Origin of the sequence: Corynebacterium sp. HMSC065D07 (assembly GCF_001810695.1) — a bacterium.
In the GTDB taxonomy this organism is placed as follows: Bacteria; Actinomycetota; Actinomycetes; order Mycobacteriales; family Mycobacteriaceae; genus Corynebacterium; species Corynebacterium hesseae.
This window is the reverse complement of sequence record NZ_KV802452.1, coordinates 122,364-128,869: the sequence shown is the minus strand read 5'-3', so window position 1 is coordinate 128,869 and position 6,506 is coordinate 122,364. Positions and strand designations below refer to the sequence as shown.

The window sequence follows — 6,506 nt, the reverse complement described above, 5'->3', positions numbered from 1 at the left end:
TCACCCCGCTACGCACCCCGAAACCGGAAGAGCCCCTTTAGCTCCCCCGGATAGGGGTAAAACGCGATGCGATCGCGAGAAAAATGTCGCGAGTTTACCCCGTAAATCGGTCCTATGAATCGCAGTTTTAGGGGCTTGCGTTACGTTTCGACGAAGATTTTTTGAGGCAGGAAACCCACCGTCGTTTATTTGTGCAGATAGGCGCATTGTTGCTGCCTAGGTTAACAAATGGTGAATAAAATACGTGCGGTGAAGGCCCGATTTTTACAGTGCTTTACGCGGAAAATCACTTGCGAATGCACTTGCAAAGTCGGGGAGGTGTGCCAGAATAGTTCCGTGTGACGCCCGTTGAGGGTGTCTGCAAACTGCAAACCCCTCCGGGCATTTTTGACCCGGCTTTCACAAGAGGAGACCACAATGGATCTTTCTTTCATCGGTGACCAGCTCGGCAACTTCGCTGACTTCGCTGACGGTATCAAGAAGCTCTTCACCGGCTTCGCTAGCGTCTTCGATCTCATCTCCGGCGCTGCTACCGCCGACAACTACGACGTTAAGCCGGACACCTCCGCTCTCGAGGGCCTGTCCTCCAAGAAGTAAGCTCGCTCCCTTCATAGGGAAGCACTAAACACACACTTTCAATCCCAAGGAGATTTCAAATGGGTACCCTTTCTTCCACCGGCATCATCGGCCTCCTGCTCAACATCTTCTACGGTCTGGGCACCATGGCTGACGGCGCTTCCAAGCTGATCGGCCTGCTCTAAGCACCACGCTGCTCACGCAGAACTAAGCGTTGACCCCGCTGACCCATTTGGGCAGCGGGGTTTCCTGTATCCAGAACCTGCCCGCCCGCCTGGCCATGGCGGTGGCGTGTACGGATCGATCAAATAAGCCCCCAGATTCTCGAATTCTGGGGGCACTGTTTGTTAGAAACGTACATTCTGGGTGGCGGCTGCCGCCTGTCGGGCATTATGGGGGTAAATTGCGCGGCTCCAAATCGTTTTATCGAGCCAGATGCCTGCTTCCTAGATAGAATTAATGGTATGGCTGACATTAAAGACGACGAACTCCCCGAGATCGACCTTGCGCAGACCGACGGCTACGTCGTCGATGACTCCGATGAGGACGATCCCTCACTCATCATGCCGGATGGCTCACCGGTTGAAACCTGGCGCGAGAACTACCCGTACGAGGAGCGCATGACGCGTGACGAGTACGAGTCCATTAAGCGCTCCCTGCAGATTGAGCTGCTGAAGTGGCAGAACTGGACCAAGGAAACCGGCCAGCGCCACATCATTCTCTTCGAAGGCCGCGACGCCGCTGGTAAGGGCGGCACCATCAAGCGCTTCAACGAGCACCTCAACCCGCGTGGTGCACGCACCGTGGCACTCGAGAAGCCCTCCCCGCGCGAGTCCACCTCGTGGTACTTCCAGCGCTACATCGAGCACTTCCCGTGTGGCGGCGAAATCGTCTTCTTCGACCGCTCCTGGTACAACCGCTCCGGCGTGGAGCGCGTCATGGGCTTCTGCACAGAGTCCCAGCACGCAGAGTTCCTGCGTGAGGTGCCGATGCTGGAGAACATGATTCTTGGCTCGGGTATTTCGCTGACCAAGCTGTGGTTCTCCGTGACCCGCAAGGAGCAGCGCACTCGCTTCGCCATCCGCCAGATTGACCCGGTCCGCCAGTGGAAGCTGTCGCCCATGGACCTGGCTTCCCTGGACAAGTGGGATGACTACACCCGCGCGAAGGAAGAGCAGTTCCGCTACACGGATACTGAAGAGTCGCCGTGGATCACCATTAAGTCCAACGATAAGAAGCGCGCCCGCATCAACGCTATGCGCTACGTGCTCTCGAAGTTTGAATACACCAACAAGGACCACGAGGTCGTTGGTCAGGTGGATGACAAGATCGTGAAGCGCGGACGCGACCAGATCGGTGACTAGTCACGGCACCCCGACCGCTCATTAGCGAGTCAGACATAAAAAGGAGGCGGCAGGAAAACCTGCCGCCTCCTTTCTGTTTATCTATTTCTTCCAGGGCTCAATCGGGTTGCCCTGCCAGACGGAATTGCCCGGGACCTGGTCGCCGCGCATCACCAAGGAGCCGGGGCCGACCGTAGCCACGCTGCCGATGACCGAAGCGGGCAGCGCCACCGAATGCGAGGCAAGTGTCGCGCCGGCCTTAATGGTCACGGTGTCCAGGCTCATCACGCGGTCCTGGAACAGGTGGGTCTGCACCACGGTGCCCGGGCCGACGGAAGCGCCGTCGCCCACGACGCAGAGATCGGTCTCCGGGAACCAGTAGGAGTCGATCCACGCACCGCGGCCAATCCTGACGCCCAGCGCGCGCAGGCCCAGGTTGATCTCACCCATGCCATAGGTGTGGCTAAAGAACCACGGCGCAGCAACCGCCTCAACGAAGGTATCTTGCAGCTCGTTGAGCCACACGAAGGCAGACCACAGCGGGTGGTCGCCGGCGGTCTGCGTGCCCACGCAGATCCACTTCGCGGCTACCGTGACCGTCATCGCGATAGCGCCCGCCACCATGAGGACGAGGCCTCCGAGGGCCCAGGCGGCGGCGATGCCGAAGGCGTCGGCAAGCGCGTAGAGCGATGCCAGGGTCCCCGCCAGCAGCATGGCCGAGGTCATCGGCGCCAACAGGCGCATGGTTTCAATCGCACCGCGCGCGGCCTTGACCCCACAGCCTGGGTTATAGGTGAGGGACTCGCCCTGCACGCCCTCCACGTGGGCCTCGACGCGGCGCATGCGCTCCGGCGGGGAACCCCACCAGTTGGCGCCGGACTTAGTCTTCTTCGGCGTCGACGAGAGCACGGCAACCAGCGAGTTCTTCGACAGCTTGCGGCCCGGACCCGTGATGCCAGAGTTGCCCACGAAGGAACGCTTGCCCACCTTGGTCTCACCGGTGAGCATCCAACCGCCGCCGAGCTCGTAGCCGCCAATCATGGTGTCATCCGCCAGGAAGGCGCCGTCTTTGACCTCGGTGAGTTTGGGCACCATGACGGCCGTGGAAATCTCCACGTCTTTTCCAATCCTGGCGCCCAAGGAACGCAGCCACGCCGGGGTGAGCTGTGAGGCATAGATGGGGAAGAGCTGAGTGCGCGCCTCATCCATGAGTCTCTCGATGGTCCACAAGCGCCAACCTTTGGCGGAGCGCACCGGTGCAACACCGGGCGTGATGCCAATGGAAAGCAAGCGCACACCCAGCCAGGTTTGCAGCATATAAGTAGCAAATGCCACCAGGGCGCCGAGCGGCGCGAAGAAGACGGAGCCGACGAAGGCGGAGCCATCGGTCAGCGCGATGAGGCTAACGACGACAGCCGCGCCGACCGCCAGTGCCACAATGGGCTGCAAGGCTAGCAGGACGGAGGTGAAGTCATACACAGGAACCCATAGCGGGCGGCGCTTCGGGGCATGGGACGGGAAGCGGTGCTTGGAGCGGCCCACCTTCTTCGCGGGGGAGCCGGACCAGCGCTGGCCGTCCTTGACCTTCTTGCGCCCCGTCACGGTGGAGCCGGCCTCTACGTGGGCGTACTTGCCCACGACGGTGCCCGGCAGCAGCGTGGAGCGCGCACCCACGCGCGCGCCTTCCTTGACCTCGATGGCACCGACGCGGAGGATGTCGCCGTCCAGCCAGTAGCCGGTGAGGTCCACTTCCGGTTCGATAGCGGCGTGCTTGCCCAAGGTCAGCAGGCCGGTGACGGGTGGCAATGAGTGAAGGTCCACGCCGCGGCCAATCTTCACGCCCAAGGCGCGGGCATAGTTATTGACGCGGGTAGCGCCCGCCAGGGAGCTGGCGCCTATGGCATTGACCCAGCGCTCAGCGGTCCAAATGCGCAGGTGTGTTGAACCGCCGCGCGGGTACTCGCCGGGCGTGATGCCGGCGGTGATAAGCCGCGCGCCGTAACCGCCCAGCGGGATGCGCCCAACCGGGGTGACGAACACAACGAGCAGGATGGCCACCAGCCACCACGGGGTAGTCATGGCCCAGTCCACGCCCAGCAGGTTCGCTACGTTGGAGCCCAAGAGCAACCAAGCCAGCCAGCTCGTGGCGGCCATAGTCATCACCGGGATCTGGATGAGCGTTTGCGCGATGCGCGTGCCGGCGCGCACGGGCGCTACCTCACGGGCGGGGCCGGAGTCCTCGACGGATTCGGCGTCGGCAAGCTGCTCCGCGAGCGAGCCCAGGCGAGGGTGGTCGTAGAGATCGCGCACGGCCACGGTGGGGAAGCGCTCGCGGATGCGGCCGACCAAGGTCGCCGCGGCCAGGGAGGTGCCGCCGAGGGAGAAGAAGTCAGCGTTGACGTCTTCCACAGATACGCCCAGGGTGTCCACCCACAGCTCCGCCAACCACTGCTCGGTGGGATTGAGTCCTTCTGCCTCCACGCCCACTCCCGGCAGCGGCCATGGCAGTGCCTTCTTATCCACCTTGCCGGAGGTGCGAATCGGCAGCTCCTCCATGACACAAATGCGGGGGACGAGCGCCGCCGGCATGGATTCCGCGAGACGGGCGTGCGCTGCCTCGTGGTCGAAGCCCACCGTGGGCTCCTCCAGCGACACGTAACCGACGAGCACGGACTCGCCGCCCGGCGTCTTCTGCACGGCCACGGCGGAGTTGTACACGTTGGGAAGGGCCGCCACGTTGGCTTCGACCTCACCGAGCTCGATGCGGCGGCCGCCAATTTTCACCTGATCATCAACGCGGCCCACAAAATACAGGCCGTCCTCTTCAAGGCGCACGTGGTCACCTGTGCGGTAGGCGCGCTCCCAGCCCAGGGACTCCAGCGGCGCGTACTTCTCCGCGTCCTTGACAGGGTCCAGGTAGGCGGCCAGGCCCACGCCACCGATGACGAGCTCGCCCACCTCACCGGTGTTCACGGGGACGCCGTGCTTGTCGACGACCACCAGGTCCCAGCCCTTCAGCGGCAGCCCGATCGACACGGGCTGGCCCGGCAGCATGCGCTGCGCGCAGGCCACGACGGTGGCCTCGGTGGGGCCGTAGGTATTCCACATTTCGCGGTCTTCGGTGGCCAAGCGGTCCACCAGCTCCTGGGAGCAAGCCTCGCCGCCGACGATGAGGAGGCGGATATTATCCAGGGCCTCGGCGGGCCACAGGCCAGCCAGGGTGGGCACGGTGGAGACCACCGTGATGTCGCGGCGAATGAGCCAGGGACCTAAGTCCATGCCGGAGCGCACTAGGGAGCGCGGGGCCGGGACCAGGCAGGCGCCGTGGCCCCAGGCCAGCCACATTTCCTCGCAGGAGGCGTCGAAAGCTACGGAGAGTCCCGCGAGAACGCGGTCGTCCGGGCCGAGCGGGCCATGCGGGTTATCCGCCAGGAAGAGGGCTGCCTCGGCGTCAACGAAGGCGGCCGCGGAACGGTGGCTCACCGCCACGCCCTTGGGTTTGCCCGTAGAACCGGAGGTAAAGATGATCCACGCGGTGTCTTCTGGACGCGGTTCGTCGAAGGGGGTGGTGTCGCCTTCGCCGCTACGGGAGGCTGATGTTTCCCGGAGCATGCGGAAGCCCTCGTCGGTGAAGACACCGTCGATGTCGGCCTCGCCGAAGACCATCTCGGCGCGTTCATCGGGGTCGTCGGCGTCGACGGGCACGTAGGCCGCGCCGGCGGCGAGCGTGGACAGGATGGCCAGGTAGAGCTCGCGCTTGCCGGAGGTCATGCGGATGCCGATGCGGTCTCCGCGCCGCACACCGCTGGCGTGGAGCTCGGTGGCCCAGGCGGAGACGTCGGCAAGCAGCTCGGCGTAGGTCAGGATCTCACCGTCATCCAGGGCGGCAGCCTCGGGGTAGTTCTCTGCTGTGGTGCGCACGACGTCCCACAGGGTGCGCGCCGGTGCGGCCTCGGAACCTAGGAGGTAGTGCGCGGGAACCTCGGGCATTGCTGGGGTCTCGGGCTCGTCCGCCTGGAGGGCGTGGCGGCCTCCGGTACTAGGAAGATTATCGGGCTCCGTCATTTAGGCATCACTGCTTTCTGCATCACCGGGCGCGTCGGCCGCGATGATGGCGGTGGCCAGCTTGCGCAGGTGCTTGAGCTGCTTGTTGGTGGACTCGTCGAGGGCCTCGTCCTCCGCCTTCGCCACCAAGACCGCAAGCTCCTTGTGGGCCTTGGTGCCTTTCTTGGTGGAGGCAATGATTTGGCGGCGGCGGTCCTTGGAGTCACGCTCACGCTTGACCCAATGGCGGGACTCCAGTGAATCGAGGAGGCGCACCATGTCGGAGGCGTCGATGGCCAGGGTTTCCGACAGGGCGGACTGGGAGGACGCGGTCTCTGCAACGAGGCAGGTGAGCACCCAGTATTCGCGCAAGGTAGTCCGCTGTGTTTGCAGCGCGGCCTCGACGCCTTCGCGGGTGCGGCGGCGGAGGCGCTCCAGCTGGAAGGAGGGGGACTCCAGGAGTGCGGTAGGGATGGAAACAGAATTCAATGAAGGCATGCCGATGATTCTAACGCGCCTACGGTGGCATGCCTAAATTATGGG

General features: G+C 63.7%; 4 protein-coding genes. 2 read left to right on the top strand and 2 right to left on the bottom strand.

All coding sequences use genetic code 11. The features are described from left to right. Positions 1-417: 417 nt before the first annotated feature. Both HMPREF2760_RS07285 and ppk2 read left to right on the top strand, forming a co-directional pair. Complete coding sequence (locus HMPREF2760_RS07285) at positions 418-597, top strand: PorH family porin (protein WP_070522674.1); 180 nt, start codon at positions 418-420, stop codon at positions 595-597. A gap of 443 nt (positions 598-1,040) precedes the next feature. Beyond that, positions 1,041-1,940 carry a polyphosphate kinase 2 gene (ppk2, locus tag HMPREF2760_RS07280; RefSeq protein ID WP_070522677.1) on the top strand — a complete coding sequence of 300 codons (900 nt, stop codon included), beginning with the start codon at positions 1,041-1,043 and terminating at the stop codon, positions 1,938-1,940. An 81-nt stretch (positions 1,941-2,021) separates the two neighbouring features. On the opposite strand, the gene HMPREF2760_RS07275 is transcribed toward ppk2, so the two are convergent. Both HMPREF2760_RS07275 and HMPREF2760_RS07270 read right to left on the bottom strand, forming a co-directional pair. Then, positions 2,022-5,984: a Pls/PosA family non-ribosomal peptide synthetase gene (locus tag HMPREF2760_RS07275; RefSeq protein ID WP_070596953.1), complete on the bottom strand. Its 3,963-nt coding sequence runs from the start codon at positions 5,982-5,984 to the stop codon at positions 2,022-2,024. After that, entirely contained in the window at positions 5,985-6,461 is a 477-nt protein-coding gene (locus HMPREF2760_RS07270; RefSeq protein WP_070522684.1) for a MarR family winged helix-turn-helix transcriptional regulator, read from the bottom strand. Positions 6,462-6,506 lie beyond the last annotated feature (45 nt).